The organism is Granulicella aggregans, assembly GCF_014203275.1.
Lineage (GTDB): Bacteria > Acidobacteriota > Terriglobia > Terriglobales > Acidobacteriaceae > Edaphobacter.
Genome location: NZ_JACHIP010000001.1, coordinates 1,184,806 through 1,210,944, shown reverse-complemented (window position 1 = coordinate 1,210,944; position 26,139 = coordinate 1,184,806). Strand labels below are relative to the sequence as shown.

Here is a 26,139-nt window from a genome sequence, read left to right as displayed (position 1 = left end):
TGTCAGGATAGCGCTCCTTGCAGCAATCTGGGAGAACGGGACGGCGAATCGCGCTCTTGCAGGCGATGGTTAGGCGGGCTCTCGGTTTGCGGAGGTATGCTGGTGGTCGCCGATCAGAAGTGAATTGAGCGTGGCAATTAGGAGACGACGTGTTTCGAGGTGCACCCGCACGACTTTGCGCATCTTTTCTGTTTTGGGTTCCACTTGCAATCTCCGCGCAGACTATACCCGGCAATGCGGCGATCGATGCCGAGGTCGGCAGGATCATGAAGCGCACCGATGCGAAGGGCATGGCTGTTGCCGTGATCGATCACGGCAAGGTCGGTTATGTGCAGTCGTATGGAGTGCGCGATGCGAAGGGCGATCCGCTCACGAATGACACCGTCATGTATGGGGCGTCGCTGACCAAGACCGTCTTCGCCTACACGGTGATGCAGTTGGTGGATCAAGGGAAGATCAGCCTCGATGCTTCGATCAAAGATGACCTCGACAATTCCTTGCCGAGCTACGGCCCTGATCCGGTCTTTCCGGACAAGTACGGGCCGTACAAGGATCTTGTCAGCGATCCGCGATGGGAGAAGATCACGCCGCGCATGTGCCTGACGCACTCGACGGGGTTCAGCAACTTCTGGTTCATCGAGCCGGATGAGAAGCTGCACATTCACTTCGATCCGGGAACGCGCTTCAGTTACTCGGGCGAGGGAATGATCCTGCTGCAGTTTGTGATTGAACACGGCCGTAAAGCGCAGGGATTGGGGCTCGATCTTGGCGATCTAACGAAGGCGAACTTCGATCGCCTCGGCATGACGCGTACAAGCCTCACATGGCGCGAAGGGCAGGACCCAAACGTCGCCAATGGCTGGAATGATAAGGGCGAACCACAGCCGCACAGCCGCACAGCAAGCGCAGCAAGCCTCGGGCGGCGGGATCGATGAATACGACGATCTCCGACATGGCGAAGTTCACGGCTGCGCTGGTACGTGGCGATGGGCTCAGCCCAGCTTCCCGCGCTGAGATGACGAAGCCGTCGTTGCACATTGCCACGGCGACCCAGTTCCCCTTGTTTGGGGCTGAGCTGCCGGTGACGAAGCAGCGGAAGGACTTGTACGCGGGGCTGGGGGTTGTGGTGTTCGATGGCCCGCAGGGGCATGGATTTCTCAAAGGCGGCCATGACGGGCAGACCGCAAACACCATGGTCTGCTTGGAAGGGAAGCAGCGCTGCGTGCTGATTCTTTCGAACGATGTCCGGTCGGAGGCGGGCTTCCCAGGCTTGGTGAAGTTGATCCTTGGCGACACGGGCGTGCCTTATGACTGGGAGTATGGAGACTATGCGGGGAAGTCGTGAGACAGCGACCGCGCACGTTGCCCAAGGGCTCCGGCTATGCTAAAGTTGAGACTTGCGGCGCACTCTGCGTTGGCCCGGTGGCACGCTCTATACCGGGCTCAGAGCAGGGCGCAAAGCAGTGGTTGTAATGGGCTGGCGTAGCTCAGCTGGTAGAGCATCTGATTTGTAATCAGAGGGTCGGGGGTTCAAATCCCTTCGTCAGCTCCAGTTTCACTACAGCCAGTTGGAATGAAAAGATTTGACGGTATTGGTTGTACCTGCGAGTCGTTCTGGCGCGTAGAACTCCACCACTCCTTCGACGTAGTTGGTCCCGCCGTGAATGCGGTTTGTCCGCAGGCGCGAGATTGGGAGTTGAAGGGCGTGAGAGTGCTGCGTTTCATCAGCGATTTTCAGGCAAGTGCACAGGTGGCCGAGTGGTTAATGGCAGCAGACTGTAAATCTGCCGGGTTATGCCCTACGGAGGTTCGAACCCTCCCCTGTGCACCATAAATTTGTAGTTTTGAACGTGGCTGGTGAGTTGTGGATCTAAGCCCTGCGGGCAGCGGCCGGATGGTAATTGCACTGCTGCTGATCGGTTTGATCGCCGCCAGCGCGTTCTGGACGATGGAGTCGGGCAAGTTTCGCAATCTGTGTTTCATCCTGCTTGCGTTTTTTGCCTTCCGCGTAGTGCTAGGCAGGCTACGTTCGCGGTAGGATTGTAAGGTTGAGTTTCACAGGCTGGCGTAGCTCAGTGGTAGAGCACTCCCTTGGTAAGGGAGAGGTCGAGAGTTCAAGCCTCTCCGTCAGCTCCATAAGTTTCGTAAGACCGTTGTCACGTAGGGCGGGAGTAACTCAGTGGTAGAGTCACAGCCTTCCAAGCTGTTGGTCGCGGGTCCGATTCCCGTCTCCCGCTCCAAAGATTCGAATCACAAGGAAGACCCCAAGCAAGATTTTGGTGCAGGAGATTTCGTTTGAGCGCTGTGTATCAGCAGGCTGTCCTTGAAGTAGCGGACCCGCAGACCTTCGGCACTGTCCGTGGAGCGATTGAAAACGCATTCTCCGCAGCTCGCGTTGCGGACTTCCTGAAGTCGCTTGAGCGCGCCGGCTTGCGGGTTCGCTCTTTTGAGGCGGTCCTCAAGGCTGGACGTCTCGGCTCCTCGGTTGCCGCAGAGTATGCGAAGCTTGTCAACGGCGATCAGGGCCAGATTCGCGAGTTCTATCTCGCCAGTCTCGAGAAGGTCGCTCCGGATGTTCGGGACAAGTATTTCAAGCTCTACGCTTACTACTGAGTTGAATCTGGTAAACAGGTTTTCAGATTTTGAAGCGAGCACGCCGGACTTCAACGTGCTCGATCGTTCGTGAATGGAACTGCCGGCCAGCCGGCACACTACTAGGAGACGAGTTGTCATGGGTAAGGAAAAGTTTGACCGGTCTAAGCCTCACGTAAACATTGGAACGGTGGGTCACATCGACCACGGCAAAACGACGCTGACGGCGGCGATCACGAAGGTGTTGTCCAAGCACAACCCGCACAACGTCTTCCGTTCGTTCGACACGATCGACAACGCTCCTGAAGAGCGCGAGCGCGGCATCACGATCTCGACCTCGCACGTAGAGTACGAGACCCCGAACCGCCACTATGCACACGTCGACTGCCCAGGCCACGCCGACTACATCAAGAACATGATCACCGGCGCGGCACAGATGGACGGCGCTATTCTCGTTGTGGCGGCTACCGACGGCCCGATGCCCCAGACCAAGGAGCACGTGCTTCTTGCTCGTCAGGTTGGCGTCCCTTACATCGTTGTGTTCCTGAACAAGTGCGATGCGGTTGAAGACGAAGAGCTGATCGAGCTGGTCGAGATGGAAGTTCGCGAGCTTCTTTCGAAGTACGAGTACCCCGGCGACGACACCCCGATCATTCGTGGTTCGGCTCTTGGAGCTTTGAACGGCGAAGCCCAGTGGGAAGCGAAGATCGACGAACTGATGGAAGCTGTCGACAAGTACATTCCTCAGCCGGAGCGCGCTGTCGACCTTCCGTTCCTGATGCCGATCGAAGATATCTTCTCGATCTCTGGCCGTGGAACTGTGGTCACGGGACGTATCGAGCGCGGCAAGATCAAGGTTGGCGAAGCCTGCTCGATCGTTGGCTTCCGCGACACCCAGCAGACGGTCTGCACCGGCGTCGAGATGTTCAAAAAGCAGCTCGATGAAGGCCTTGCGGGCGACAATGCTGGGCTCTTGCTCCGCGGCGTTGCGAAGGAAGATGTGGAGCGCGGCATGGTTCTGGCGAAGCCAGGATCGATCACACCGCACACCGAGTTCAAGGGCGAGATCTATGTCTTGAGCAAGGAAGAAGGCGGACGTCATACTCCGTTCTTCAACGGCTACCGTCCCCAGTTCTATTTCCGGACCACGGACGTGACCGGATCGGCGAAGCTGCCGGAAGGTACGGAGATGGTGATGCCGGGCGATAACATCCAGCTCGAGATCACGCTGCACACGCCGGTCGCGATGGAGAAGGGTCTCCGCTTCGCGATCCGTGAAGGCGGTAGGACGGTTGGCGCGGGTACGATCTCCGAGATTATCAAGTAGTTCGTTTTGAGTACTTAGTGGAAACGGCGGGCTCCGGCTCGCCGTTTTCCGTTTTATCTGTTATGTAATCGCAGTCCAATAACGATTTCCCTCCAAGCGAACCTACGGAATTTGACGATGACAGCGCTGGCTGAACTAGAAAATCTCCAGTTGGCAGCAGTTCGCTACCGCTCGGCAGTTGACCATATCTTCTCGCCAAGCCTTACCACCTCGGAGAATTGGCGGGCGTGTCTCGCAGGGATTTTGGTCTCTACGACACGGCTGTATCTCGGATACTTGCTAGTGGCTGAAGGCCTCGAGGAACTAGAGGCGCTTGTATCAAAGAAGCGGATTCGGAAAAGCTTTCCAACGGACACCGTGCGCGAAATGAAGCTACGTGCGGAACTCGGTCGGAAGCTCGAGTTGCCGACAAGCTGGCCTGGATTCATCCCCTACAACCCGTTCTCTGATATCACTCGCCTTCGAACGCTTAAAGATTACACAGCAAGCTTTACGTTGCATCTGCCTGAAATATATGAGGAGACATTTCGAATTGAAGCTTGTGCGAAAAGCTTTCTAGCTGACCGTAATAGTAGTGTTCTTGCACAGCTTTTAGTAGGACTCCAACATCTTGGGAGAAACCATGCGAGTTTCGTCCTCCCGGCGCTGGAATGGGCGGCAGACGAAGGGAGTTGGGACAAGTTGGTCGAGGGTACTCGCTCTCGATCTTGACATTTAGGATTTATTTCTCTGTGCTAGCCGTTCAAAAATGGAATAGTAAAAAGCAGCTTTGCACCGATAGGCAGCAATACTAATCCCGCAATAGAATGAGCTGATGGCTGCTCTTGCCGACGCCTTGGAGTTTCAATTGTCACTTGCGGGTGTGCCTTTGCCCGTCACGCTGCACTTGTCGCGCCCCCTCAGCGACTGCGAATTGATGGCTTTCTCGCGTCGCAATCGCCCATTTCGAATCGAGCAAAATGCCAAGGGCGAGCTGGAGATCATGGCGCCACTCTATCTTGAAGATGGGCAGCGAGAGCTATTCACGATGTGCTGACTGGGCGGAGCAGCATGACGGTATCGCATTCAGTTCGAATGTTGGTGTTGTCATGCGTGATAAATCCATTCGCAGTCCGGATGCCTCCTGGACGTCTCAGGCCCGCTGGGATGCACTTTCCAAGAGTGAGCAGGAAGGGTTTGCGCCGGTCTGCCCAGATTTTCGCTTAGAGATTCTGCCGAGATCTGACTCCCGAGTGAAGCTCGAAGAGAAGATGGAGATGTGGATTGAGAACGGCGCTCTGCTGGCCTGGATGATCGACCCGTTCGCCGCAGAGATTCTTGTCTATCGGCCGGGCCAGGCGAGCGAACGGCTGATGCGTCCTGCGTCGATTGAAGCAGATGCGGTGGTGCCTGGCTTTCGTCTTGAGACATCGCGGCTCTGGTCAAAATAGCTAGGCTCGGGCTAAAAGGCTGCGCGACTGGCGCTCCAGCCTGCTTTCGTGGATAATAGAAAGGTCGAGCGTGGCCTGACCGCTCCTCCTCCGCTACAATCAGGAATACGGGTTGCAGGCACCCCAAGCCTGCGTCGCGGCGTGTCGAGCGATCTGCTTTAGATCCGGAGACTGCTGCTTGCCAACCGAGGTGGTTGGCCACACAAGAGAGGATTCACCCAATGCGCGAGATCATTACCCTGCAGTGCCCGGTGTGCAAGAACAGGAACTACTCAACGACGAAGAACAAGAAGACGACCACTGGCCGCCTGGAGTTCTCGAAGTTCTGCAATACCTGCCGTCAGCACACGGACCACAAAGAGACGAAGTAAGCACCACCGCCGCGACCCTCTCTAGCGAGAGCGTCGCGATACGGGGGAGTAAGCTCAACGGTTAAACTGTCGGTCTCCAAAACCGAACTTCTCGGTTCGAATCCGAGCTCCCCCGCCATTCGCCTCCGTTGATTGGTACATGGTCGGGAATACTCCCAGAGATTAAGATTCAAGCATCACGAAAGCAGAAGAGTCATGGCGAAGGCGATCACAGTGACGGACGAGAGCCGCACAAATACCGGGATTGATAATCTGAAGGCGACGCCCGCGCGCCTTGTGGAGTTTCTCAAGGACGTCCGCAGCGAAATGCGCAAGGTTATCTGGCCTTCGCGCACCGATGTGCAGACGACGACGACCGTAGTCCTGGTCACGGTCTTCATCTTCGCGGCGTACTTCTGGCTGGTGGACAATATCATCGGCCGCGCCATCGAAGCTCTGCTGCACAAGCTCTCAACGCATTCCTAAGAGTCAGTACCACCCCGTAGATTGCACGACGATGATGCACGAAGAAGGCATAACGATGGCGGCAGAAGAGATAATCCCGGAAGCAGCGCAGCCCGAAGAACACCTCGAGCCACCGGTCAACGAGAATTTCAAGTGGTACATTATCCACGCCTATTCGGGCTTCGAGCGCAAGGTTCGTGAGTCGCTCGAGAGCCGTATCCAGGCGTTCGGCCTGCAGAACCGCATCGGCCGCATCATGATCCCGACCGAGCCTGTGACCGAGTTGCGCAATGGCAAGAAGTACACCATTGAGCGCGTCTTCCTTCCCGGCTATGTCCTGGTCGAGATGGAGCTGGACAACGATCTCTGGCACGTCATCAAGAACACGCCCCGGGTTACTGGCTTCCTTGGAACCGGCGATAGCCCCGTAGCGCTTTCGGAGCAGGAAGTCAGCTCGATCATCTTCCGCTCGGATGTGTCGAAGGACAAGCCGGCTACGAAGATCAAGTTCGAGAAGGGCGAGCAGGTCCGCATCAACGAGGGCCCATTCGCCAACTTCAACGGCGCAGTCGACGATGTGAACGAAGACAAGCAGACTTTGAAGGTCATGGTCAGCATCTTCGGACGTTCTACGCCGGTCGAGATTGAGTTCTCGAAGGTCGACAAGATGATCGACGAGTAGTTTTCGCCGTCGTCCGTATAGATTTCGTCAGTAAAGATTTTGGATTTCAATACTATTCAGCAGCCGGCTTTGAGTCAGGCGCTGGACGCATAAGAAGGAAATACCGCAATGGCACCGAAGAAGATTACCGGATACGTAAAGCTGCAAATCACTGGCGGAAAGGCTACCCCGGCACCCCCGGTCGGCCCCGCTCTCGGACAGGCTCAGGTCAACATCATGGAGTTCTGCAAGCAGTTCAACGCTCGCACCTCGACTCCTGAGATGACCGGCATGACCATCCCCGTCGTTATCACCGTGTATGCGGACCGCAGCTTCAGCTTCATCACGAAGACGCCGCCTGCGGCTGTTCTCCTGTTGAAGGCTGCTGGCATCCCCAAGGGATCCGGAACGCCGAACAAGACCAAGCTGGGCAAGGTGACCGAGAAGCAGATCATCGAGATCGCCACGCAGAAGATGCCTGACTTGAACTCGAACACGGTCGAGGCGGCTGCTAAGAGCATTCGCGGTACAGCCCGCTCCATGGGAATCGAAGTCGTAGCTTAGTTTCATTTCAGTAGTAAGAGCTTGAGGATTTCCCACCTGTCACCGGAGTTTCGTGGTGACGGGGTTGGGAGATCCTCGCTCTTTTGCGTTCCGTTCTCTATCCGAAGAGCATCTGCTGGTGCGGCGCGCCTACGTTGACCGGAGACCGTTTCGCTGCGCCGATGTCGCGTGTGAGAAGCGCATCGGAGGATCGCGGTGCCAGCCCATACTTGTGGCAGACTTTGTCCACTCTGTGGCTTAGCTCGTTTCGATAGGGAGCGGCGGCGAAGTCAGCCATGGCGAATCGGGTGGCGTAGTCGGCTTCAAGGTGTGGGAAGTGTTCTTGAACGAACTTGAAGAACGTTGGCCGCGAGCAGGCTTTCAGGAACAAGGGATTGGCAGCAAAGAAGCTGGCATCTACTTCGGATGCCCGTATGGCCATAGCATTGAGGGCAGTTTCTGAATCGGTGATTCCCGGGAGAAGAGGGCAGCAGAGAATTCCGGCTGTGAGTCCTGCCTGCCGGAGCTTGCGCACCGCCTCGAATCGCAGGTCTGGACGAGGGGCGCGTGGTTCCAGAAGGCGGGCCAGCGCGGCGTCGGGCGTTGTAATGGTGAGATGAAGTACGAGCGTGTTGCGCGCGGCGATCTGTTGGAGCAGGTCGATATCGCGGGTGATAAGGCGCGACTTCGTGACGATGCCCAAGCGGTAACCGGACTTTCGTGAGAAGACTTCAAGCAGACTGCGCGTGATGCGCGCGCGGCGTTCGATCGGCTGGTAGGGATCGGTCGCCGTGCCGAGTGCGATCTCCTGGGAGGGATCGATGTGGCGAAGTTCTTGTTCCAGAAGCCAAGCAGCATTCTGCTTGAGATAGATCTCGTGTTCGAAGGCGTCGTGGCTTGCCATCACCGATTCACTGCCAGGGTAGACGCGATTCGGCGCGAGGAACTCGTGGGTGTAGCGGGCGTAACAGTAGCGGCAGGCGAACTCGCACCCTCGGTACGGGTTGATGGAGTAGGCGAGCGACAGTTGGCGTTTGGATACGGACTTGTTGAGGACGCTGCGGACTTCGAGGGACTTGAACTGAATGAGATGGCCATCGTCAGCGCGCCTTGCGGCAGCCGCGAGACGGGCGATTCCAACTCGGGGAGGAGGGTCGGAGTCAAGGATGGGGAAAAGGGAAGAGACTTGCAGTTTCGCCATATGTTCGCCTTCTAGCATGAGGCTACGGCGGCGGAGGGGATTCGTCAAGCGATTGGCAGGGCTCCTGCTTTACAGGGCTTCTTCAACGACCAGCGGCTGCTCAAGCGAGTGGGTTTCTTCAGGAGTGAAGGCCCTCATTAGAACGACGTAAATCGCGCTTGAGAGAAAGAAGCCGACGAACCATGCGTAGTCGTAGAGGAAGCGCAACGAGGGAATCACCAAGCCGCAGAGGGCGACGAGGACTCCGACTATGAGTGCGGCGATCGCTCTGGGATTGAAACCTTTGCTGTACTCGTAGGGTCCACCGCGGCGGTAGAGCGATCTGACATCGAGCCGAGTGCCGCGGATCAGGAAGTAGTCGGCGACCATGATTCCTGCTACTGGGCCGAGTAGGGCGGAGTAGCCGACCAGCCATCCGAAGATGTAGGTGCCGAAGCTGCTCATCAGCTTCCAGGGCATCATGGCGAGGCCGAGCAGTCCGGTGATCATGCCGCCGGTTCGGAAGCTGATGAGTCTTGGCGCGAGGTTCGAGAAGTCGTTCGATGGGGAGACTACGTTCGCGCCGATATTTACGTTGAGCGTGGCGACAAGTAGGGCGATCAAGGCTAGGAACGCTACGAAGGGTTGGTGAAACTTGCCCAGGAGGACGATGGGGCTCCAAATGGGTTCGCCAAAGACGACAGTCGAGGCTGAGGTGACGGCGATGCCGATGAAGGAGTAGAAGGTCATCGCAACGGGAAGGCCGAAGGCCTGGCCAAAGATCTGGGACTCCTGCGATTTGGCGTAGCGGGTGAAGTCGGGGATGTTCAGTGAGAGTGTGGCCCAGTAGCCGACCATCGCGGTGAGCATGGGGAAGAAGAAGTGCAGGAAACTGCCTGTGGTTTTGAACTGGCTTGGGGCGGAGAGCATGGGGCCGAGGCCGCCGGCCTTGTGCACCATCCAGAAGAGCAGCGTGAGCGACATGACAAGCATGAAGGGTGCCGAGAAGCTTTGCAGGAAGCGGATGGACTCGACGCCGCGCCAGACGATGACCATGTTCAAGCACCAGAAGCCGAGGAAGCAGATCCAGAGAACCCACGGCATGTGCGCCGATGCGGGCCACAGAACATTGACCATAGCGGCGATCGCCTGCCCGCCCAGCCATGACTGAACGCCGAACCATCCGCAGGCTACGATCGCTCGAAGAATCGCCGGGATGTTTGCGCCACGCAGGCCGAACGATGCCCGCACGAAGACCGGGAAGGGAATGCCGTACTTCGCTCCGGCGTGGGCATTCAGCAGCATCGGTACCAGGACGATGAGGTTTCCCAACAGAATCGTGGAGAGTGCCTGCTTCCAGTTCATGCCGCCTGCGATCAGAGATGACGCGAGCATGTACGTCGTGATCTCCATCGACATCGAGAACCACAGGGCGATGTAGTTATACGTTCCCCAGGTGCGATGTTCGGGCGTTGTAGGGGCAAGGTCTTCGTTCGTAAGACTTGTCGCTTGGATCATGCGTGCTCCTGCAGGTCGGAGTGGATCGTAAAGTGATTATGGCTTAAGCGGAACAAGAGTCCGGGCACCGTGGATTGCGTGCTGGACTCCTGTTCCGGTAGGGGATTTGCCTTCGCTGGACTTAGAACTTGTAGGCGAAGGAGAACTGGAAGATGCGGGGCGGGTGCGACTGGTCTACTGCAGTGAGCGTCTGGAAGCCGGGGTTTGGCGTCAGGGTGCAGGTCTGGTTCAACGTCTTGCCATCGCCGCAGGTCGCGCCTCCGGTGGTGTATTGGACCTGGTTGATGCCGCTACCGGCGTAGACGAAGTAGTTGGCGGAGTTGAGCAGGTTGAAGGACTGTACCTTGAGCGTGATGCTCTGCGTCTCTTTGATCTTGATGGCGCGTTCGATTCCAAGATCTACCTGCGCTGTGCCGGGCCCGGTGAACGAATTGATTCCGTCTCCCGGAGCGAGGCCGTAGCCGGGCGAGTTTCCGCCGACCAGACCCGCTGCGGTGTTGGCTGTCGCCTGCGCCTCTGCCGTATCGTTCAGCTGGCTGATGACTCCCGTGTACGGGTGGCCTGTGTTCACCTGGGCGATCAGGCTCACTCTCCAACCGTTGGCGGCCGCGCGTGCGAGTTCGCTGCCCGTGTTGAGAGTGGGAGCGTAGACGCCGGCGATCGAAAAGCGCTGGCGCTGATCGAGTACCGACAGACCGTGCGTTCCAGAGAGATCGAACTGGTTGTAAAAGTCCACGCCGCTCTGGGTGCTCTTGGCGAACGTGTAGGAGAGGATGAAATTTATGTCGTGGCTGGCTTGGCGGTTTAGCTGAACAAACAGGGAGTTGTAGTTGTCGATGCCGGGGCTGATGAGTGCGTTGATCTGGGCGAGGCCTGCGGTGATGCGACCCTCTCCAAGGACGCCCGGATCGAGGTTCGGCAACACAGAGAGGACGGAGCCGGACGGAGAGACATAGGTGGTCGTGCCGGTCGGGGTGTTGAGGTTCTGGTCGTACGCGGTGGAGCTGGTCAGATGCATTCCGTGAGACCAAAGGCTGCCGACCGTAAGGATGGTGCCTTTTGCGATCTCCTGATCGATCTGGAGGCTCGCGTTTACTACTGACGGTGTCTTGTAGTGTGAGTCAACCGTCACGATGCTTCCACCGCCTGCAAATGCTGAACTCGTAGTTGGCAGCGCCGCAGGGTACGCGGGATTTTGATCAGCCCCGGCAAGACTACTGTCGACGTTGAAGAAGCCGGCTCCGGATTGTGCCACTCCATTCTGCTGCGTCGAACGCTGGTAGTTGCCGCCGACGAAGATCTCGTAGTAGAGCCCGGCCCCGCCGCGAATGACGGTCTTGGTGAATGGGTTATAAGAGAAGCCGAAGCGCGGCGAGATCCGCTGGTACTGGTTGCTAAACTTTTGAGTTGTCGGCACTAGCGGATTGCCTGCTGGATTGCCGTACTTCTGGAAGTCTTCGCGAATTCCTCCGGTTATCGTGAGGTTGGGTCTCAGGTGGTAGGTGTCGTTGACGAAGAAGCCCATGAAGGGATCGCTGAAGTTGTACTTAGGATCTCCGGAGGTTTGATTGAAGACGTTCCACTTGCCGAGCGCGAAGGCCTGGAGGCTGAAGAAGACATATTGACCGTAAAACGAGCCTGGATCCTTGTCGGAAATCGTGTCGTAGTTGAGGCTATAACCGGCGTCGAGCTGATTCTTGCCATGCAGGAAGGTGACGTGATCCGCGAACTGGGTCTGGTACTCACGCAGATTGTTGTAGGAAAAGGTCGGGTTGCCGAGCAAGAGCACCTGTGGCGAGACCAGTACCATCTGTGGCGAAGTTGGGGTGGCGGCCAGGCCGGAGGGGTTATAGAGCTGCTCGTCGCGGACGTAGCTCACATAGGCATCGTTCACGATGCTGGGAGAGAAGGTATGGGTTAGGTGTACTGTGGCGACGTGATCGCGGACGCCATTGTCACCCAGGAGTTCATCGCCGCCGAAGGACTCGGGGCTGAAGGTGATGATGCCGCCTGCTGACTGGAAGTGATTGTAGTTGTACAACGCTGTCAGGTGGGTCTTGTCGCTGATCGCCCAGTCCAGCTTGGGGAAGAGCTCCCAGTCGTCACGGCGGCGGGCGCGTGGGCCAAGGTTTGTGTGGACTACGTTGAGAGCGTTTGCGACGCCCTGAAGGTAGAGGGGATTCGTTGGGTCCGCGGTAGCCTGGTCCTGGGTGAGTGTTGATGCGACAGGGTAGTGGCTGTTCGGTGTGGGAAGAACAGTCCCGGCGGGAACACCATAATCTACCTCGGTCGTTGCGGCCTGTCCGGTATTCACGGCATAGAGCGGATCTTTGTGACGCTGCTGCTCATAGTCGAAGTAGAAGAACATCTTGTCGCGGATGATGGGGCCGCCGATGTCGGCGCCAAACTGCTGGAGCACATTCAGAGGCCTCGGGTTGCCGTTTGCCTTGTCGATGGCGTCGTTCGCGCCGGTGGCGGAGTTGCGGTTGTAGTAGAAGGCGTCGCCGTGGAACTTGTTGGTGCCGGACTTGGTAACGGTATTGATGAAGCCCGCGCCTGCGCCGCCGTAGCTGGAGTCGTAGACGTTGGCCTGGACCTGGAACTCCTGGATGGACTGTAGGCCGAAGACGTAGGGGATGCGGGTGAAGCCGCGGTTGTCGCCGTAGTAGTAGCTGGTCGAGTCGACGCCGTCTACCGTGAATGAGGTGGAACCGTTGGCGTTCGATGCACCGCCGGCGGTGTTGTTGTAGCCGGAGAGGTCGCCGCCGGACTGGCCGGCAAAGCTGATGTGTCCAAATTGGCCGTCGGCGACGACGTTGGGAGTGAGCAGGACGAGATCGGTGTAGCGGCGGCCACTAAGCGGGAGGCCTTCGATCGTGTCGTGTTGTAAGAGAGTTCCGACAGTGGTGTCGGAGGGGTTGAGCGCGGAGCCTGCGTCGCTGATGACATTGACCGTGTCGCTGGCTTCGCCGATGGCAAGCGTCGCCTCCGCGTCTGTGGTGTGGCCCACGGCGACGACAAGGCCGGCGATCTTCACGGTCTTGAAGCCGGTGGAGACGACCGAGACGTCGTAGACGCCGATCTTGAGGGCGGGGAAGCTGAAGATGCCGACGTCGTTCGAACTCGAGGTCGAACGTTCGCCCGTCGCTTCATTGACCGCTGTCACGGCCGCATGAGCGACCACTTGGCCGCCCGGATCATGGACGGTGCCGGTCATCGCGCCGGTGGAGACGGCGTTTTGCGCAAAGGCAAGGCTGCTGGAGAGCGCGAGCGTCACGCACAGTTTCTGGCACAGCTTCAGCTTCAATGAAGAACGGACGGAGAAAGACATAGTTAAGCCCTCTTGATATGTGCGTTGTTTGTACTGGCGACCGAACCGGCAACGTACGTTGCGAGCGTTCGGCGTGGAACGAATCGCGGTACGGAAAGAGGAACATCTGCTCGTCGCCGCGCGTGGCGTGACGGTGACCTTTGCTGAAGGTTGAAGCCTGCCGATGGCGGGCGAGGGATGATGAGCTATCTCCTGCCGCGTTGAGCGGAAACTTCATTCAGGTTCTGATTTGTGCCTGTTGAAGTCTGGAGCGTAGCGATGATCTTGGTCTGTGTCAAGATTTTACGCGACTGCAATGATCGCCGTCTTGGGCATGTGGTATGCGCATGGCTGGCTGACTCTAGCTAAGTGACGTAATGTCCTGTAGATATCGGCAGATCGCGCGATCATGCCGGTCGCGTTGCGCGCTGGCGTAGAGGCGGTTTACGCGTGTTTTCGTAGCTTGATGTTTTTGACACGATGTCTCTTGTTTCGCTGCCCTTGTGAGGGTTATCGTTACGGTATCGTCGCGAGCAGAATCATCCGCCAACATGATGCCTTCGAGGGCTCATGATTGGACTGGTTCATCACCGCCGATGCCCGCTTGCGAACTTCTTTTGCAGGCCATTGAGAGGCCGGCCCCATGCCCGTGCTAAGCCTCTTGCTCAAAGCACAACTGCATTTGCGTACTGTTCACTCCTGCATTCTCAGGCGGGTGAGCGAAGCACCCATCTTCCCTACGAGGTGTATCCACAGATGCAGGGATACCGCTCTTCAAGCCCGATGAATCTTCGCGATAGCACATCGTTGAGGGCTGCCTGCGTCTCAGCGATCCTCGCTATTGGATACCTCGCAGGGTTCAGCGCAAGCGCGGCTGCCCAAGCGGATGTATTTACTCGGGACGTCCGGCCGATCCTTGAAAAGAATTGCTATAGCTGCCACACCGACAAGATGCGCGGCGGGCTGCGACTGGACTCGCGCGACGCCTTGCTGAAGGGCGGTTCCTCCGGCCTGGCGATTGTTCCGGGTAACGCCGAGGCAAGCCTGATCTTTAAGGCAATCTCGTACAAGAACGAAGATCTCAAGATGCCGCCGAAGGGGCCGCTTTCCAGCGATGATGTTGCCGTCATCGCAAAGTGGATCAAGGCAGATGCGTTGATGCCGGTCGCGGACGGCGCGCCGAAGGTATCGCCTGAGGTGTCTTCCGCACAGGCAGAGTTCTTCGAGACCAAGGTGAGGCCGCTGCTGGCGAGCAAGTGCTATAGCTGCCATACGCAGTCGCAGTCCGGCGGCCTTCGGTTGGACTCGCGTGACGCGATGATGAAGGGTGGCAAGGATGGCGCGGTGCTCGACCTGAGCGATCCGGATGCGAGCCTGCTGGTGAAGGCGATCCATTATCAGGACGCATCGTTACAGATGCCTCCGCGCAGGCAGATGGAGCCAGCAGAGATTGCAGTGCTTGAAGAGTGGATCAAGGGCGGGGCGTTTTGGCCTACAGGAGCTTCGAAGCCTGTAGGCATGCAGGTTACGGCGAAGGACCGCGAGTTCTGGTCGTACAAGATTCCCGTGATGCCAGCTGTTCCTGCTGTCTCGGGTAAGTGGGCCTATAACGATGTCGATCGCTTCGTGCTTGCGAATCTTGAGGCGAACAAGCTTAAGCCGGTGCGCGATGCGGACAAGCGGACGCTGTTGCGCCGCGTGACCTTCGATCTCACAGGCCTTCCTCCGACTCCGCAGGAGGTCGATGCGTTCCTTGCTGACAAGTCGCGCGATGCCTATCCGAAGCTGGTGGAGCGTCTGCTTGCGTCGAAGGCCTACGGCGAGCGTTGGGGACGCATCTGGCTAGATGTGGTGCGGTACTCCGATACTTCGAGCAATAGTGCGGACTTCCCTGTGCCGGACATCTACAAGTATCGCGACTACGTGGTGCAGTCGTTTCAGCAGGACAAGCCTTACGACCGCTTTATCAAGGAGCAGATCGCGGGCGACCTGCTGCCAGCGGCCAGCGAGGCGGAGCACTGGCAGAATGTTATCGCCACGGGATATCTCGCGAATACGAACATCACCGAAGATCCCGTCAGCGATGCTGTCGACAACATTGGCCACGCATTCCTCGCGACGACGGTAGCCTGCGCCCGCTGCCATGACCACAAGTTCGATCCGATTCCCACTGCGGACTACTACGGAATCTATGGTGTGCTTGCGAGCACTCACTTCGCAACCACCGGTACTGAAGAGATTCGCTATCAACGCGGGCTGATCTATCGCGATCCGAAGGTCGTTGATAGCCAGGAGTACAAGGACTTCGAAGAGCAACTCAAGCCGATCGCCGATTCGATTCACGCCGTGATTCAGCTTCCTTACTTCGATGACATTCTTCCCATGCTGCAGGCTCGGCGGATGGCTTTGTTCCAGAACGCACCGCACTTCGAGACTGCCTATGCTGTCTCCGAGGACAAGCCGCACAATGAGCGTGTCCAGCACTACGGCAGCAAGAAGGATCTTGGTGAAGAGGTGCCGCGTCACTTCCTGCAGGCGCTCGGAGGTGCCGATCTGCCTGTTGACACGAAGGGTAGCGGAAGGCTGGAGATGGCGAACTGGATTGCGTCTTCGCAGAATCCTGTGACGGCCCGCGTGATGGTGAACCGCATCTGGCAGGGGCACTTTGGCCGCGGGATCGTTGCGACGCCGAACGACTTTGGCAGCCGGGGCGCGGCTCCGAGCGATCAGAAGCTGCTTGACTACATGGCTACGCAGTTTGTGGCGCAGGGCTGGTCGATCAAGGCGGTGCACCGCATGATCCTGCTTTCGCACACGTATCAGTTATCGAGCGATGACTCTCCTGAAGCCGAAAAGGTGGATGCCGAGAACGCGATGCTCTGGCGGCACTCGCGCACGCGCATGGACGCGGAGGAGATTCGCGATGCGATGCTTGCGACCTCGGGCAAGCTGGATACTTCTCCTGCCGGGCCGCAGCCGTTCCCTCCGGAGGCGGAGTGGAACTACTCCGGGCATGCGCCGTTCCATGCTGTGTATGAGACGAACCATCGGACGCTGTATGTGATGGCGCAGCGTAGCCGGCGCCATCCTTATCTTGGGCTCTTCGATGGAGCGAACCCTTCCGCGAGTGTGGCTACGCGAGAGACCAGCGTTACGCCGCTGCAGGCGCTCTACTTCATGAATGCATCGTTTCCGAAGGATTGCGCGGCGGCATTGGCGAAGCAACTCGATCAGCCGGGCAAGTCGGACAAGGATGAGGTGCGGGCAGCGTTCCTCAAGATCTATGGACGGCCACCTGATCCTCAGGAGAGCGAAGCCGCTTTGAAGTTCGTACAGCAGACAAGTGCTATCTATGCGGCGCTCAGTGCTGGCGAGCAGGACCAGAAAAAGACGCACACGCAGGCGCTGGGTAATCTGATTCAGGCGCTCTATGCGAGCAACGAGTTCATGTTTGTCGACTGAGAGAAGGGCACGATGACGATCAAGCGCAATCCTATGAACCGCCGACACTTCATCAACTCGCTTGCGAGTGCGTCGCTGCTTCTGCCCGGCATGCTGCATGAGTTGCTGGCGCAGTCGCCTTCGTCTGAGGCGACAAATCCGCTGGCGGCTAAAGAGCCGATGTTTGCGGCGAAGGCGAAGCGTGTGATCTTTCTTTGCATGAGCGGCGGGGCTTCGCACGTCGACACCTTCGACCCTAAGCCAAAGCTGATCGCCGATAGTGGCAAGTCTTACAAGGGAGACTTTCTCTCTGCGCCACGCTGGGAGTTCAAGCGTTATGCGAAGTGCGATACGCAGGCGAGTTCACTCTTCCCACATGTGGGCGCGATGATGGACGACATCTGCGTCATCCGTTCGATGAAGAATGACTTCCCCAACCATGTACAGGCGAACATGGGACTGCACGGCGGTTCAGTCGTGCAGTCGCGGCCGAGCATGGGATCGTGGGTAAGCTACGGCCTGGGGACTGTGAATCAGAATCTTCCATCCTTCATGGTGCTGGCTCCGGAGATGCCTTATGGCGGCACCATGCCGTGGGACGCGAACTTCCTTCCGGCCTGCCACCAGGGTGTTCACGTCGGCTCCGATGGCGAGCCGATTCCGAATATGCTGCGAGCTGATCTTGCGGATGTACAGGACAAAGAGCTTGGTCTGATCAACTTCTTCAACCAGAAGCATGAGGCGGCGCGTGGTGGCGACTCTATGCTCGCGGCACGCATCAAGAGCTTCGAGACCGCCCATGGTATGCAAACGCAGGCTCCAGAGGCGTTCGATCTTACGAAGGAGACTGACGCGACGCTTGCTCTGTACGGCCTTGAGCGTGGCAGCACCAAGGGCTTTGCGTGGCAGTGCCTTATGGCGCGTCGGCTTGCTGAACGGGGCGTTCGGTTTATCGAGCTCATCGACATCGGATCGAACCAGCTCATCAATTGGGACGCGCACGCCGATATGCAGACTCACGTGCCTCTGGCGAAGAATGTCGATCAGCCCATCGCCGCATTGCTCAAGGACTTGAAGTCCCGGGGCATGTTCGAGGAGACTCTGGTGGTGTGGAGCACGGAGTTTGGGCGGCGTCCTGGTGATACGAATCCCAAGGCCAAGGGGCGGACGCATCACTCCGATGTGTACAGTTCGTGGATGGCAGGCGGCGGTATCAAGGGCGGCATCACCTATGGTGAGTCGGACGAGTACGGCTACCAGATCGTGAAAGACCAGGTCCACGTCCATGATCTGCATGCGACAATGCTGCACCAGCTTGGCATCGACCACAAGAAGCTCACGTATCGCTACGCAGGGCGCGACTATCGGCTCACCGATGTATCGGGGCGAGTTGTTAACGAGATTATCGCTTGATGGCAAGTTGATTTCGCCGTCGGGAAATCTTCTACTCTTTACAGAGTGACTGTTGTTTGCGGCGGTGACTTTCCGTAGTATGCAGACTTCACCCCATGCGGCAAGGCACTTCGGAGGAAGTTTTGGATCCAGTCGCTCCAGGCTGTCCCGGCTCTACACCCGGTCTTGAAGAGACGCATGCGCCGTTAACCAGCGCGGCGGCGGTTCGCGAGGCCCATCGTTGCCTTTACTGCTACGACGCTCCTTGCACCCACGCATGCCCGACTCACATCGACATCCCTGGCTTCATCAAAAAGATCGCTACCGCGAATCTTCTCGGCTCCGCACAGACCATCCTCGAGTCGAATTTGCTTGGCGCTACTTGTGCAAGAGTCTGCCCGGTGCAGGAGCTCTGCGAAGGCTCCTGTGTGCTTGGGCCTTCAAGCAGTCCGATAGCGATTGGGCGGCTGCAACGCTATGCGATGGACTACGTGTATGACCGTGGCGTGCAGGTGGTTACGGCTGGCGCTGCGACAGGGCGTAAGGTTGCGGTGATCGGCGCAGGCCCGGCGGGACTTTCGTGTGCGGGCGAGCTTGCGCGAAGGGGACACACGGTCACCGTCTTCGAGAAGCGCGAGTTGGCGGGCGGTCTTTCGACCTATGGGATCATCTCGCTGCGCGAACCCGTCGAAGTCGCGCTGGCCGAGGTAGCGATGATCGAGCAGCTTGGGGTCAAGATTGTTACGGGCCGGGAGCTTGGTGGCGATTTGTCACTGACGGAGTTACAAAAAGAGTTCGACATCGTGGTGCTGAGCGTCGGGCTTGGACGTTCGCCGCAGCTCGGCATTCCGGGCGAAGAACATGTCCTCGACGGGCTTGTGTATGTAGAGGGCAGCAAGGTCTCTGAGGTGGAGTTGGTCATCGGGAAGCATGTTGCTGTCGTTGGCGCGGGAAATACCGCGATCGACTGCGCGACGATTGCAAAACGGTTGGGCGCGGAACGGGTCACCATCGTCTACCGCCGCAGCGAGAAGGAGATGACCGCCTATCCGCATGAGGTGGAGTTTGCTTTAAAGGAAGGGATCGAGTTCCGCTTCCTCGCTCAGCCTGTGGAGACGGTTCTTGAAGCGAGTGACGTCGTGGGCCTTCGTTGTGTTGCGATGCAGCTTGGCGCTACGGATGCCTCCGGGCGGGCTACATCCACGCCGGTTCCGGCCAGCGAGTTTGTGATCGAAGCCGATCAGATTGTGAAAGCGATCGGCCAACAGAAGCCTTCCATTGCAACGGCGCTGGGACTGAAGACGGTGAACGGATACATTGCCGTCGATGATGACTTCGAGACGAGTATCTCTGGTGTCTTCGCGATTGGAGATTGCATCCGCAGCCGAGGCGATGCCTCCACCGTGATGGCCGTGCAGGATGGCAAGATGGCCGCGCAGGCATTACATGCGCGACTGGCGCAGATCGAAACCGTAGTGGCAGGAGCATAACGAATCATGGCCGATCTGAGCATCAACTTTGCAGGCATCAAGTCGCCGAACCCTTTCTGGCTGGCCTCCGCGCCGCCATCGAACTCCGGCGCGCAGGTCCATCGGGCCTTCGAGGCGGGCTGGGGAGGCGCAGTGTGGAAGACGATCGGCGCGCCCGTGCTGAACATCTCGAATCGCTATGGTGCGTGGCATTATGGCGGGCAGCGGATGCTCGCGATCAACAACATCGAACTGATCTCTGACCGGCCGCTTGATGTGAACCTCCGTGAGATTGCTGAAGTGAAGCGAGCGTGGCCTGATCGTGCGGTCGTCATCTCGGCGATGGTCGAGCCGAAGGCCGAGGCGTGGAAGAAGATCGTCATGCAGATCCAGGACACGGGGGCGGATGGCATCGAGCTGAACTTTGGATGTCCGCATGGCATGAGTGAGCGCGGTATGGGCTCGGCTGTCGGACAGGTACCGGAGTATTGCGAGCAGATCACCGGATGGGCGATGAGTGCGGCGACCATTCCGGTGATCGTGAAGCTGACTCCGAATATTACGAACGTTGTTGTGCCGGCACATTCGGCGATCAACGCTGGTGCGAACGCGCTTTCGTTGATCAACACGATCAACTCCATCGTGGGAGTGGACCTAGATACACTCGCGATTACGCCGAGTATCGGTGGCAAGGGAGGTCACGGCGGTTACGCGGGTCCTGCGGTGAAACCCATCGCGTTGAACATGCTCGCGTCGCTCTGCGCGGATGAGAAGGTAGTGAACTCCGGCCTGCCGATCTCGGGCATGGGCGGCATCTCGACATGGCAGGATGCGGCGGAGTTCTTGCTGCTGGGTGCGACGAGTCTGCAGGTGTGCACCGCTGTGATGCACTACGGCTTCCGCATCATCGAAGATCTCTGCAACGGACTTTCGAATTGGATGGATGAAAAGGGCTATGCGACGATCGATGATGTCGTCGGCAAGAGCCTGAACCGCGTCTCTGAGTTCAAGCACTTCGACCTTGCCTTCAAGGCCGTCGCGCGGATCGACCAGGAGGCGTGCATTAAATGCAACCTCTGCTACGTCGCCTGTAACGACACGACGCATCAGTGCATCGACCTTGTATCACCAGCCGGTGAAGTAGTGCAGCCTTACTCCTACGACGTTCGTTCGAATGGCAAACTCGAGGCTGTGGGAACGCGTGCGCATCCCGTGGTGCGCGAGGCTGATTGCGTCGGATGTAGGCTCTGCTATAACGTGTGCCCGGTAGACAACTGTATCGAGATGGTCGAAGTGGCGCCGGAACGCAAATCGACCACATGGGACGAGATATCGCGCAACGAGCCCGCTGTGACCGAAGACTGGGATGCGATGGCGAAGTATCGCGAGACGCACGGCATTCATATCCACTAGACTGATCCGCTAATGAGGAGTTCCGTGCCCGCAGACCCGATGCAAGTGATCGCCGAACTCGAAGAACTCCGCGCGCTGACAGCGGATGAACATGGCGCTCAACGCGTCGCGTTTACTCCGACGTGGCGGAAAGCACGGGATTGGTTCGGGGCAAAGCTGGCGGACCTTCCCGTACGACGACACATCGATGCTGCAGGCAATGTGTGGGTCACGATGGAGGGCGCGTCGAAGCGTTCGCTGGTCATCGGCAGCCATCTCGATTCGGTGCCAAACGGCGGGTGGCTTGATGGATGCCTGGGAGTGATCGCGGGCCTTGGCATCCTGCGCAGCATTGCGGAGACCTACAACGGCAAGCCGCCATTTACGGTGAAGCTGGTGGATTGGGCTGATGAAGAGGGCGCTCGTTTTGGACGTAGTCTCTTTGGGTCTTCGGCGTTCGCGGGGACACACAGTATCGCGGCTGATCGAGCGCGCACTGATCGTGATGGCATCACTCTTGAAGAAGCGCTTCGTGCGAACGGCATCGACATCGAACGCATTGGCGATGCTGCGATTGAGCGAGAAGATATCGCCGCGTATCTTGAGCTTCACATCGAGCAGGGGCCGGTGCTGGAGCGCCTTGGTCTTCCTCTGGGAGTTGTTCTTGGAACGAAGGGCGTGGAGCGATATGCGATCACCTTCGAAGGACAGGAGGCGCACTCCGGATCGACGCCTATGGGCGACCGTCGCGATGCGCTTGCTCCTGCCGCGAAGCTGGCGCTGGAACTGCGTGCGATTGCGGGCAGGCATCCTGATGCTGTCTGCACGATGGGCAGCGTGAAGACCTTTCCCGGAATCGTGACTGCTGTTGTGGGGCGATGCGAGGTGGCGCTGGACCAGCGGGATCTTGATGCTGACGTACTGGCCACGATGCTGCGCGAGGCGCAGGAGGCCAGTGAGCGATTCGCCGCAGAGGAGCGCTGCACGGTAAAGTGGTCGCGCATCTGGAGCATCGAGCCGGTGCCGTTTCATTCTGACCTCATTGAACTTTGTGACGAAGCAATCCGCGAGACGACCGCGACTTCGTACCGGCTTCCTTCCGGGCCGCTTCATGATGCGGCTGAGGTGGCGCGTGTCGGGATTCCGACCGTGATGATGTTCGTGCAGTCGCTGCGCGGCATCAGCCATAACAAGATCGAGGACACGCGTAAGGAAGATCTTGTGAACGCGATCGCCGCGTTCGACCGGCTGGCGGTTAAGACGCTTGCATGGATGGAGAGCCAATGAACGCGAACCGCGCATCTTTAGAGCGGCAACCTGTAGCGATCGATTCAAACACGCGCGGGACCTTCCGGCAGGGAACCGCGCTGCCGTCGCTAGAGACCCTGTTGAACCTTCCAGCGTTTCGCAGCGCTGAGTTGATCTGCGGAGGAGCTCAGATCGATCAACCAGTGACCTGGGTCCATGTCTCGGAGATTATGGACATCTGGCGTTTTCTTTCTGGTGGCGAGTTGTTGCTGAGCACAGGGCTTGAGTTGATGCGCGTGAGTTCAGCGACGAGGAGAGGCTACATTCGAGGCCTATCGAAGGCGGGTATCCGTGCCTTGGGTCTCGAACTCGTGCAATGGATAACGGAGGTTCCGTCGGAGCTCCTTGAGACCGCTCGAGAGCTTAACTTTCCTATCGTGGTGTTCCGAACCGAGGTAAGTTTTCGTGAGCTTACGCGGGCGGCGCATCAGGAGATTCTTCGACCCACGCCGAGCCATGGGCTTGAGACGACGCTTGATACGATCCTCAATTCATTGATCGAGACAGGCCGCGACCGGCAGTTTCTGCAACGCGAGCTTGGTCCGTTGCTGTCGCTTCCACCGCGCCCGCGCACGACGCTGCTCATCACGCTGGAGGCTCTGCTGGACGCGCAGTTCAACATCGCTGCTGCATCGCGCAACCTGGGCGTTCGCCGACAGAGCGTGTACTACCGGCTTGATCAGCTTACGGGCCTGCTCGGATCGCTTGACGATCCCTCGCGCAAGCTCGGTTTTCTCGTTGCGTTCGCTCTGCTGCGTTCGAGCCATCCACAGTTGACGGCCACTGAAAGACCAACATCCCGTACAGAGAAGGAGCGTCGCCCATGAGCACGCAGTTAGTAGAGATAGAAGCAGCCCAAGCAGCCGAACGTACGTCGCAGGAGATCGTTCAGGAAAATCGCGACTACACTTTGTTTTCGTGGTCGGTCCAGGGCGCTGCCAACCCCATGCTGATGAAGCGTGCGGAAGGCGTTTACTTCTGGGATGGCGACGACAATCGCTGGCTGGACTTCAGCGCGCAGCTCATCAACATGAATGTTGGCCACCAGCATCCCAAGGTGCTCGAGGCCATCAAGAAGCAGGTAGATGAGCTTTGCTTTGCAGGGCCAGGATTTGCGACCGAGCCGCGTGGAGTTTTGGGCAAGAAGCTGGCCGAGGTCACGGGGCTTGCAAAGGCGTTCTTTACGCTGGGTGGTTCTGAGGCCAACGAGAATGCGATGAAGATTGCGCGACTCTTTACTGGCCGCAACAAGATCATCACTCGCTATCGGTCCTATCACGGCGCGACGATGGGATCGATGACGGCGTCGGGCGATCCGCGCCGCTGGCCGGTCGAGCCGGGCATTCCCGGGGTGGTGCGAGCCTTCGATCCTTATTGCTACCGCTGCCCCTTTGGCCAGAAGGTAGAGACCTGCCATCGCGAGTGCGTCTCCCACATCGAAGAGATCATTCAGATGGAAGGGCCGAACGAGATCGCCGCCATTCTGGTTGAAGGCATCACGGGATCGAACGGTATTCTTGTTCCCCCGGATGATTACTATCCGAAGCTGCGCGCTCTCTGCGATAAGTACGGCATCCTTCTTATCGATGACGAGGTGATGAGCGGATTCGGGCGCACGGGCAAGTATCTTGCGACGCAGCACTACGGCATCAAGCCGGACATCGTTACCGCGGCAAAGGGGCTAACCAGTGGATATATGCCTCTGGGGACTGTCATCGTTTCGGATCCGATTGCACAATACTTCGAGACGCACATGCTCTATGGCGGACTTACGTATAGCGGTCATCCGGTCTCTTGTGCCGCGGCCAACGCGAACCTTGCCGTCTATGAGGAAGAGCAGATCTTTGAGAATGTTGATACTCAAGGCGTCTATCTCGCCGATCGCCTGAATGCGATCAAGGACAAGTTCGACTGTGTTGGGGATGTTCGTTCCATTGGGCTCTTCAGTGTGATTGAGTTGGTGAAAGATAAGGCGAGCAAGGAGCCGCTCGCTCCCTTCAACGGCACGAGTGCGGAGATGGCGAAGCTGGCGATGTATCTGAAGTCGCAGCATCTTTACGCATTCACTCGATTCAATATGCTGTGGGTGTGCCCACCGCTGGTGATCACGCAGCAGCAACTTGCTGAGGGCCTCGACATCATCGAGCGGGGACTTGCCCTTGTCGACGAAGCGCTCCAGCACAGCCGCAACCATCCGGAGGAAGTCCATGCCCCAGTCCGTCTCACAAGCGCTTCTCATTAATCACCGCATTGGTGGCGTCTCCAGCGAAAGCGTCTCGGGCCGAACCGGTCCGGTCTGGAACCCAGCTACGGGGCAGCAGATCGCCGAGGTTAACTTCGCCTCTGTCGACGATGTGGATCATGCAGTCGCGGTCGCGAAGGCGGCGTTTCCGGCGTGGCGGGCGACACCGCTCTCCCGGCGTGCGGAGATCATGTTCAAGCTGCGCGGGCTGATCGACGCGAACCGCGAACGGTTGGCGGGGATTGTGGCTACGGAGAACGGCAAGACGCTGGCCGATGCTCGCGGAGAGATTGCGCGAGGTCTTGAAAATGTCGAGTTCGCATGCGGCATATCGAACCTGCTGAAGGGCAGCTACTCCGAGCAGGCGAGCACGGGGGTGGATGTCTACCAGCTTCGGCAGCCGCTTGGCGTTGTAGCTGGGATCACTCCCTTCAACTTCCCGGTGATGGTGCCGTTGTGGATGCTTGCCAACGCGATAGCGTGTGGGAATGCCTTTATCCTGAAGCCATCTGAGAAGGTGCCTTCTGCGAGCCTATTCCTTGCGGAACTGGCGCAGCAGGCGGGAGTTCCCGATGGCGTGCTGAATGTGCTGATGGGCGATCGTGTGGCTGTGGATCGGTTGCTTGCGCATCCCGACGTGCGTGCGATCAGCTTTGTTGGCTCCACTCCGATTGCGCGTTACATCTACGAGACGGGTACTCGCAATGGGAAGCGGGTGCAGGCCCTGGGTGGGGCGAAGAACCACATGCTGGTTCTTCCTGATGCCGATGTAGAAGCTGCGGCTGATGCTGCTGTCTCTGCTGCGTATGGTGCTGCGGGACAGCGATGCATGGCGATCTCGGTGATTGTTGCTGTTGGTGGCGTCGCTGATCCTCTTGTTGCAGCGATTCGCAATCGCATCCCGAAGATCAAGGTAGGGCCGGGGCTCGAACAAGGGAGCGAGATGGGGCCGCTGGTGACACGCGAGCAGCGTGACAGGGTTGCGGGATTTCTTGACTTCGCCATCGCCGACGGCGCTACAGTGGCTGTCGATGGGCGGGAAGAGTCTGCGTCGAAGGGTGACGGGTTCTTCCTCGGAGCTTCGCTGATCGATAATGTTGCGCCAGGAACGCGCTGCTATAACGAAGAGATCTTTGGGCCTGTCCTGAGCGTCGTGCGCGTGGAGACCTATGCCGAAGGGTTGAAGATCATCAACGAAAACGAATTCGGTAACGGTACCGCGATCTTTACGCAGAACGGCGGCGCGGCGCGGCAATTTCAGTTCGATGTTGAGGTGGGCATGGTCGGCATCAACGTGCCCATCCCGGTGCCGGTCTCTTCGTACAGCTTCGGAGGATGGAAGTCTTCGCTCTTCGGAGACCTGCATATGTATGGTCCGGAGGGTATTCAGTTCTACACGCGCGGCAAAGTGGTGACGAGTCGCTGGCCTGACCCTGGTACCAGCAAGGTTGATCTTGGGTTTCCGCAGGTTCGCTAGAGTCCAGCCCTCGAAATCAGTGGAGCTGGGCGTTACGATAGG

At 58.3% G+C, this 26,139-nt stretch carries 23 protein-coding genes and 5 tRNA genes; 25 read left to right on the top strand and 3 right to left on the bottom strand.

The window, feature by feature from the left end; translation table 11 throughout:
- Nucleotides 1-149 precede the first annotated feature (149 nt).
- The 17 genes from HDF16_RS31175 (at nucleotide 150) to rplK (ending at nucleotide 7,389) form a co-directional block, all read left to right on the top strand.
- Nucleotides 150-935 (top strand): serine hydrolase, encoded by a 786-nt coding sequence (locus HDF16_RS31175; RefSeq protein WP_221312491.1) that lies wholly within the window; start codon nucleotides 150-152, stop codon nucleotides 933-935.
- A complete protein-coding gene (locus HDF16_RS31170; protein WP_221312489.1) occupies nucleotides 932-1,345 on the top strand; it encodes a beta-lactamase family protein in 414 nt (137 codons plus the stop codon). Before HDF16_RS31175 ends, HDF16_RS31170 begins: the two co-directional genes overlap by 4 nt.
- Nucleotides 1,346-1,476: 131 nt before the next feature.
- Nucleotides 1,477-1,552, top strand: a tRNA-Thr gene (locus HDF16_RS05090).
- Between the two features lie 192 nt (nucleotides 1,553-1,744).
- Nucleotides 1,745-1,831 (top strand) — tRNA-Tyr (locus tag HDF16_RS05085).
- A gap of 63 nt (nucleotides 1,832-1,894) precedes the next feature.
- Nucleotides 1,895-2,038 carry a hypothetical protein gene (locus tag HDF16_RS05080; protein ID WP_184214002.1) on the top strand — a complete coding sequence of 48 codons (144 nt, stop codon included), beginning with the start codon at nucleotides 1,895-1,897 and terminating at the stop codon, nucleotides 2,036-2,038.
- A 23-nt stretch (nucleotides 2,039-2,061) separates the two neighbouring features.
- Nucleotides 2,062-2,136, top strand: a tRNA-Thr gene (locus tag HDF16_RS05075).
- A gap of 29 nt (nucleotides 2,137-2,165) precedes the next feature.
- Nucleotides 2,166-2,240, top strand: a tRNA-Gly gene (locus HDF16_RS05070).
- A gap of 64 nt (nucleotides 2,241-2,304) precedes the next feature.
- The gene (locus HDF16_RS05065) at nucleotides 2,305-2,613 is read left to right on the top strand and encodes a hypothetical protein (RefSeq protein ID WP_184214326.1); all 309 of its coding nucleotides are present in this window, start codon (nucleotides 2,305-2,307) and stop codon (nucleotides 2,611-2,613) included.
- Nucleotides 2,614-2,731: 118 nt separating this feature from the next.
- Nucleotides 2,732-3,919, top strand: coding sequence for an elongation factor Tu (gene tuf / locus HDF16_RS05060; RefSeq protein ID WP_184213804.1), 1,188 nt, complete (start codon nucleotides 2,732-2,734; stop codon nucleotides 3,917-3,919).
- 117 nt (nucleotides 3,920-4,036) lie between these two features.
- Nucleotides 4,037-4,630, top strand: a complete 594-nt coding sequence (locus HDF16_RS05055; RefSeq protein WP_221312486.1) for a hypothetical protein — start codon at nucleotides 4,037-4,039, stop codon at nucleotides 4,628-4,630.
- 103 nt (nucleotides 4,631-4,733) lie between these two features.
- Nucleotides 4,734-4,955 carry a hypothetical protein gene (locus HDF16_RS05050; RefSeq protein ID WP_184214000.1) on the top strand — a complete coding sequence of 74 codons (222 nt, stop codon included), beginning with the start codon at nucleotides 4,734-4,736 and terminating at the stop codon, nucleotides 4,953-4,955.
- The gene (locus HDF16_RS05045; protein WP_348641242.1) at nucleotides 4,879-5,349 is read left to right on the top strand and encodes a Uma2 family endonuclease; all 471 of its coding nucleotides are present in this window, start codon (nucleotides 4,879-4,881) and stop codon (nucleotides 5,347-5,349) included. The genes HDF16_RS05050 and HDF16_RS05045 overlap by 77 nt, the downstream gene beginning before the upstream one ends.
- A gap of 221 nt (nucleotides 5,350-5,570) precedes the next feature.
- Nucleotides 5,571-5,720, top strand: a complete 150-nt coding sequence (rpmG, locus tag HDF16_RS05040) for a 50S ribosomal protein L33 (protein WP_184213998.1) — start codon at nucleotides 5,571-5,573, stop codon at nucleotides 5,718-5,720.
- Between the two features lie 42 nt (nucleotides 5,721-5,762).
- A tRNA-Trp gene (locus HDF16_RS05035) sits at nucleotides 5,763-5,838 on the top strand.
- Between the two features lie 77 nt (nucleotides 5,839-5,915).
- Nucleotides 5,916-6,185, top strand: a complete 270-nt coding sequence (gene secE / locus HDF16_RS05030; RefSeq protein ID WP_184213997.1) for a preprotein translocase subunit SecE — start codon at nucleotides 5,916-5,918, stop codon at nucleotides 6,183-6,185.
- A 55-nt stretch (nucleotides 6,186-6,240) separates the two neighbouring features.
- Nucleotides 6,241-6,846, top strand: coding sequence for a transcription termination/antitermination protein NusG (gene nusG, locus HDF16_RS05025; RefSeq protein WP_246408757.1), 606 nt, complete (start codon nucleotides 6,241-6,243; stop codon nucleotides 6,844-6,846).
- A 108-nt stretch (nucleotides 6,847-6,954) separates the two neighbouring features.
- The gene (gene rplK / locus HDF16_RS05020) at nucleotides 6,955-7,389 is read left to right on the top strand and encodes a 50S ribosomal protein L11 (protein WP_184213996.1); all 435 of its coding nucleotides are present in this window, start codon (nucleotides 6,955-6,957) and stop codon (nucleotides 7,387-7,389) included.
- Between the two features lie 97 nt (nucleotides 7,390-7,486).
- Here rplK and HDF16_RS05015 read toward each other — a convergent pair whose 3' ends face one another.
- The 3 genes from HDF16_RS05015 to HDF16_RS05005 all read right to left on the bottom strand — a co-directional run bounded on the left by HDF16_RS05015 (nucleotide 7,487) and on the right by HDF16_RS05005 (nucleotide 13,397).
- Nucleotides 7,487-8,569 carry an SPL family radical SAM protein gene (locus tag HDF16_RS05015; RefSeq protein ID WP_184213995.1) on the bottom strand — a complete coding sequence of 361 codons (1,083 nt, stop codon included), beginning with the start codon at nucleotides 8,567-8,569 and terminating at the stop codon, nucleotides 7,487-7,489.
- Between the two features lie 69 nt (nucleotides 8,570-8,638).
- Nucleotides 8,639-10,066 carry an NCS1 family nucleobase:cation symporter-1 gene (locus HDF16_RS05010; protein ID WP_184213994.1) on the bottom strand — a complete coding sequence of 476 codons (1,428 nt, stop codon included), beginning with the start codon at nucleotides 10,064-10,066 and terminating at the stop codon, nucleotides 8,639-8,641.
- Between the two features lie 121 nt (nucleotides 10,067-10,187).
- The gene (locus tag HDF16_RS05005; RefSeq protein WP_184213993.1) at nucleotides 10,188-13,397 is read right to left on the bottom strand and encodes a TonB-dependent receptor; all 3,210 of its coding nucleotides are present in this window, start codon (nucleotides 13,395-13,397) and stop codon (nucleotides 10,188-10,190) included.
- 735 nt (nucleotides 13,398-14,132) lie between these two features.
- On the opposite strand from HDF16_RS05005, the gene HDF16_RS05000 reads away from it, so the two are divergent.
- The 8 genes from HDF16_RS05000 (at nucleotide 14,133) to HDF16_RS04965 (ending at nucleotide 26,097) form a co-directional block, all read left to right on the top strand.
- A complete protein-coding gene (locus HDF16_RS05000; RefSeq protein ID WP_221312484.1) occupies nucleotides 14,133-16,838 on the top strand; it encodes a PSD1 and planctomycete cytochrome C domain-containing protein in 2,706 nt (901 codons plus the stop codon).
- Nucleotides 16,839-16,850: 12 nt separating this feature from the next.
- Nucleotides 16,851-18,230: a DUF1501 domain-containing protein gene (locus HDF16_RS04995; protein WP_184213991.1), complete on the top strand. Its 1,380-nt coding sequence runs from the start codon at nucleotides 16,851-16,853 to the stop codon at nucleotides 18,228-18,230.
- A gap of 122 nt (nucleotides 18,231-18,352) precedes the next feature.
- On the top strand, nucleotides 18,353-19,699 hold the full coding sequence (locus tag HDF16_RS04990; protein WP_221312483.1) for an NAD(P)-dependent oxidoreductase: 1,347 nt from the start codon (nucleotides 18,353-18,355) through the stop codon (nucleotides 19,697-19,699).
- Between the two features lie 6 nt (nucleotides 19,700-19,705).
- Complete coding sequence (gene preA, locus HDF16_RS04985) at nucleotides 19,706-21,091, top strand: NAD-dependent dihydropyrimidine dehydrogenase subunit PreA (protein WP_184213989.1); 1,386 nt, start codon at nucleotides 19,706-19,708, stop codon at nucleotides 21,089-21,091.
- Nucleotides 21,092-21,115: 24 nt separating this feature from the next.
- The gene (locus HDF16_RS04980; RefSeq protein ID WP_348641241.1) at nucleotides 21,116-22,357 is read left to right on the top strand and encodes a Zn-dependent hydrolase; all 1,242 of its coding nucleotides are present in this window, start codon (nucleotides 21,116-21,118) and stop codon (nucleotides 22,355-22,357) included.
- A complete protein-coding gene (locus tag HDF16_RS04975) occupies nucleotides 22,354-23,205 on the top strand; it encodes a PucR family transcriptional regulator (RefSeq protein WP_184213987.1) in 852 nt (283 codons plus the stop codon). The genes HDF16_RS04980 and HDF16_RS04975 overlap by 4 nt, the downstream gene beginning before the upstream one ends.
- Nucleotides 23,202-24,620 (top strand): aminotransferase class III-fold pyridoxal phosphate-dependent enzyme, encoded by a 1,419-nt coding sequence (locus HDF16_RS04970; protein WP_184213986.1) that lies wholly within the window; start codon nucleotides 23,202-23,204, stop codon nucleotides 24,618-24,620. Before HDF16_RS04975 ends, HDF16_RS04970 begins: the two co-directional genes overlap by 4 nt.
- A complete protein-coding gene (locus tag HDF16_RS04965) occupies nucleotides 24,586-26,097 on the top strand; it encodes a CoA-acylating methylmalonate-semialdehyde dehydrogenase (protein WP_184213985.1) in 1,512 nt (503 codons plus the stop codon). Before HDF16_RS04970 ends, HDF16_RS04965 begins: the two co-directional genes overlap by 35 nt.
- Nucleotides 26,098-26,139 lie beyond the last annotated feature (42 nt).

Bases quoted from the DNA above. Each gene is read 5' to 3' on its own strand.
- HDF16_RS05000 (WP_221312484.1), top strand. From the start codon at position 14,133: ATGCAGGGATACCGCTCTTCAAGCCCGATGAATCTTCGCGATAGCACA.
- secE (WP_184213997.1), top strand. From the start codon at position 5,916: ATGGCGAAGGCGATCACAGTGACGGACGAGAGCCGCACAAATACCGGG.
- HDF16_RS05010 (WP_184213994.1), bottom strand. From the start codon at position 10,066: ATGATCCAAGCGACAAGTCTTACGAACGAAGACCTTGCCCCTACAACG.
- HDF16_RS05045 (WP_348641242.1), top strand. From the start codon at position 4,879: ATGCCAAGGGCGAGCTGGAGATCATGGCGCCACTCTATCTTGAAGATG.
- tuf (WP_184213804.1), top strand. From the start codon at position 2,732: ATGGGTAAGGAAAAGTTTGACCGGTCTAAGCCTCACGTAAACATTGGA.
- HDF16_RS05015 (WP_184213995.1), bottom strand. From the start codon at position 8,569: ATGGCGAAACTGCAAGTCTCTTCCCTTTTCCCCATCCTTGACTCCGAC.
- nusG (WP_246408757.1), top strand. From the start codon at position 6,241: ATGGCGGCAGAAGAGATAATCCCGGAAGCAGCGCAGCCCGAAGAACAC.
- HDF16_RS04975 (WP_184213987.1), top strand. From the start codon at position 22,354: ATGAACGCGAACCGCGCATCTTTAGAGCGGCAACCTGTAGCGATCGAT.
- HDF16_RS05005 (WP_184213993.1), bottom strand. From the start codon at position 13,397: ATGTCTTTCTCCGTCCGTTCTTCATTGAAGCTGAAGCTGTGCCAGAAA.
- HDF16_RS05050 (WP_184214000.1), top strand. From the start codon at position 4,734: ATGGCTGCTCTTGCCGACGCCTTGGAGTTTCAATTGTCACTTGCGGGT.
- HDF16_RS05055 (WP_221312486.1), top strand. From the start codon at position 4,037: ATGACAGCGCTGGCTGAACTAGAAAATCTCCAGTTGGCAGCAGTTCGC.
- HDF16_RS04970 (WP_184213986.1), top strand. From the start codon at position 23,202: ATGAGCACGCAGTTAGTAGAGATAGAAGCAGCCCAAGCAGCCGAACGT.
- HDF16_RS31170 (WP_221312489.1), top strand. From the start codon at position 932: ATGAATACGACGATCTCCGACATGGCGAAGTTCACGGCTGCGCTGGTA.
- HDF16_RS04995 (WP_184213991.1), top strand. From the start codon at position 16,851: ATGACGATCAAGCGCAATCCTATGAACCGCCGACACTTCATCAACTCG.
- rplK (WP_184213996.1), top strand. From the start codon at position 6,955: ATGGCACCGAAGAAGATTACCGGATACGTAAAGCTGCAAATCACTGGC.
- HDF16_RS05080 (WP_184214002.1), top strand. From the start codon at position 1,895: ATGGTAATTGCACTGCTGCTGATCGGTTTGATCGCCGCCAGCGCGTTC.
- preA (WP_184213989.1), top strand. From the start codon at position 19,706: ATGGCCGATCTGAGCATCAACTTTGCAGGCATCAAGTCGCCGAACCCT.
- HDF16_RS04965 (WP_184213985.1), top strand. From the start codon at position 24,586: ATGCCCCAGTCCGTCTCACAAGCGCTTCTCATTAATCACCGCATTGGT.
- rpmG (WP_184213998.1), top strand. From the start codon at position 5,571: ATGCGCGAGATCATTACCCTGCAGTGCCCGGTGTGCAAGAACAGGAAC.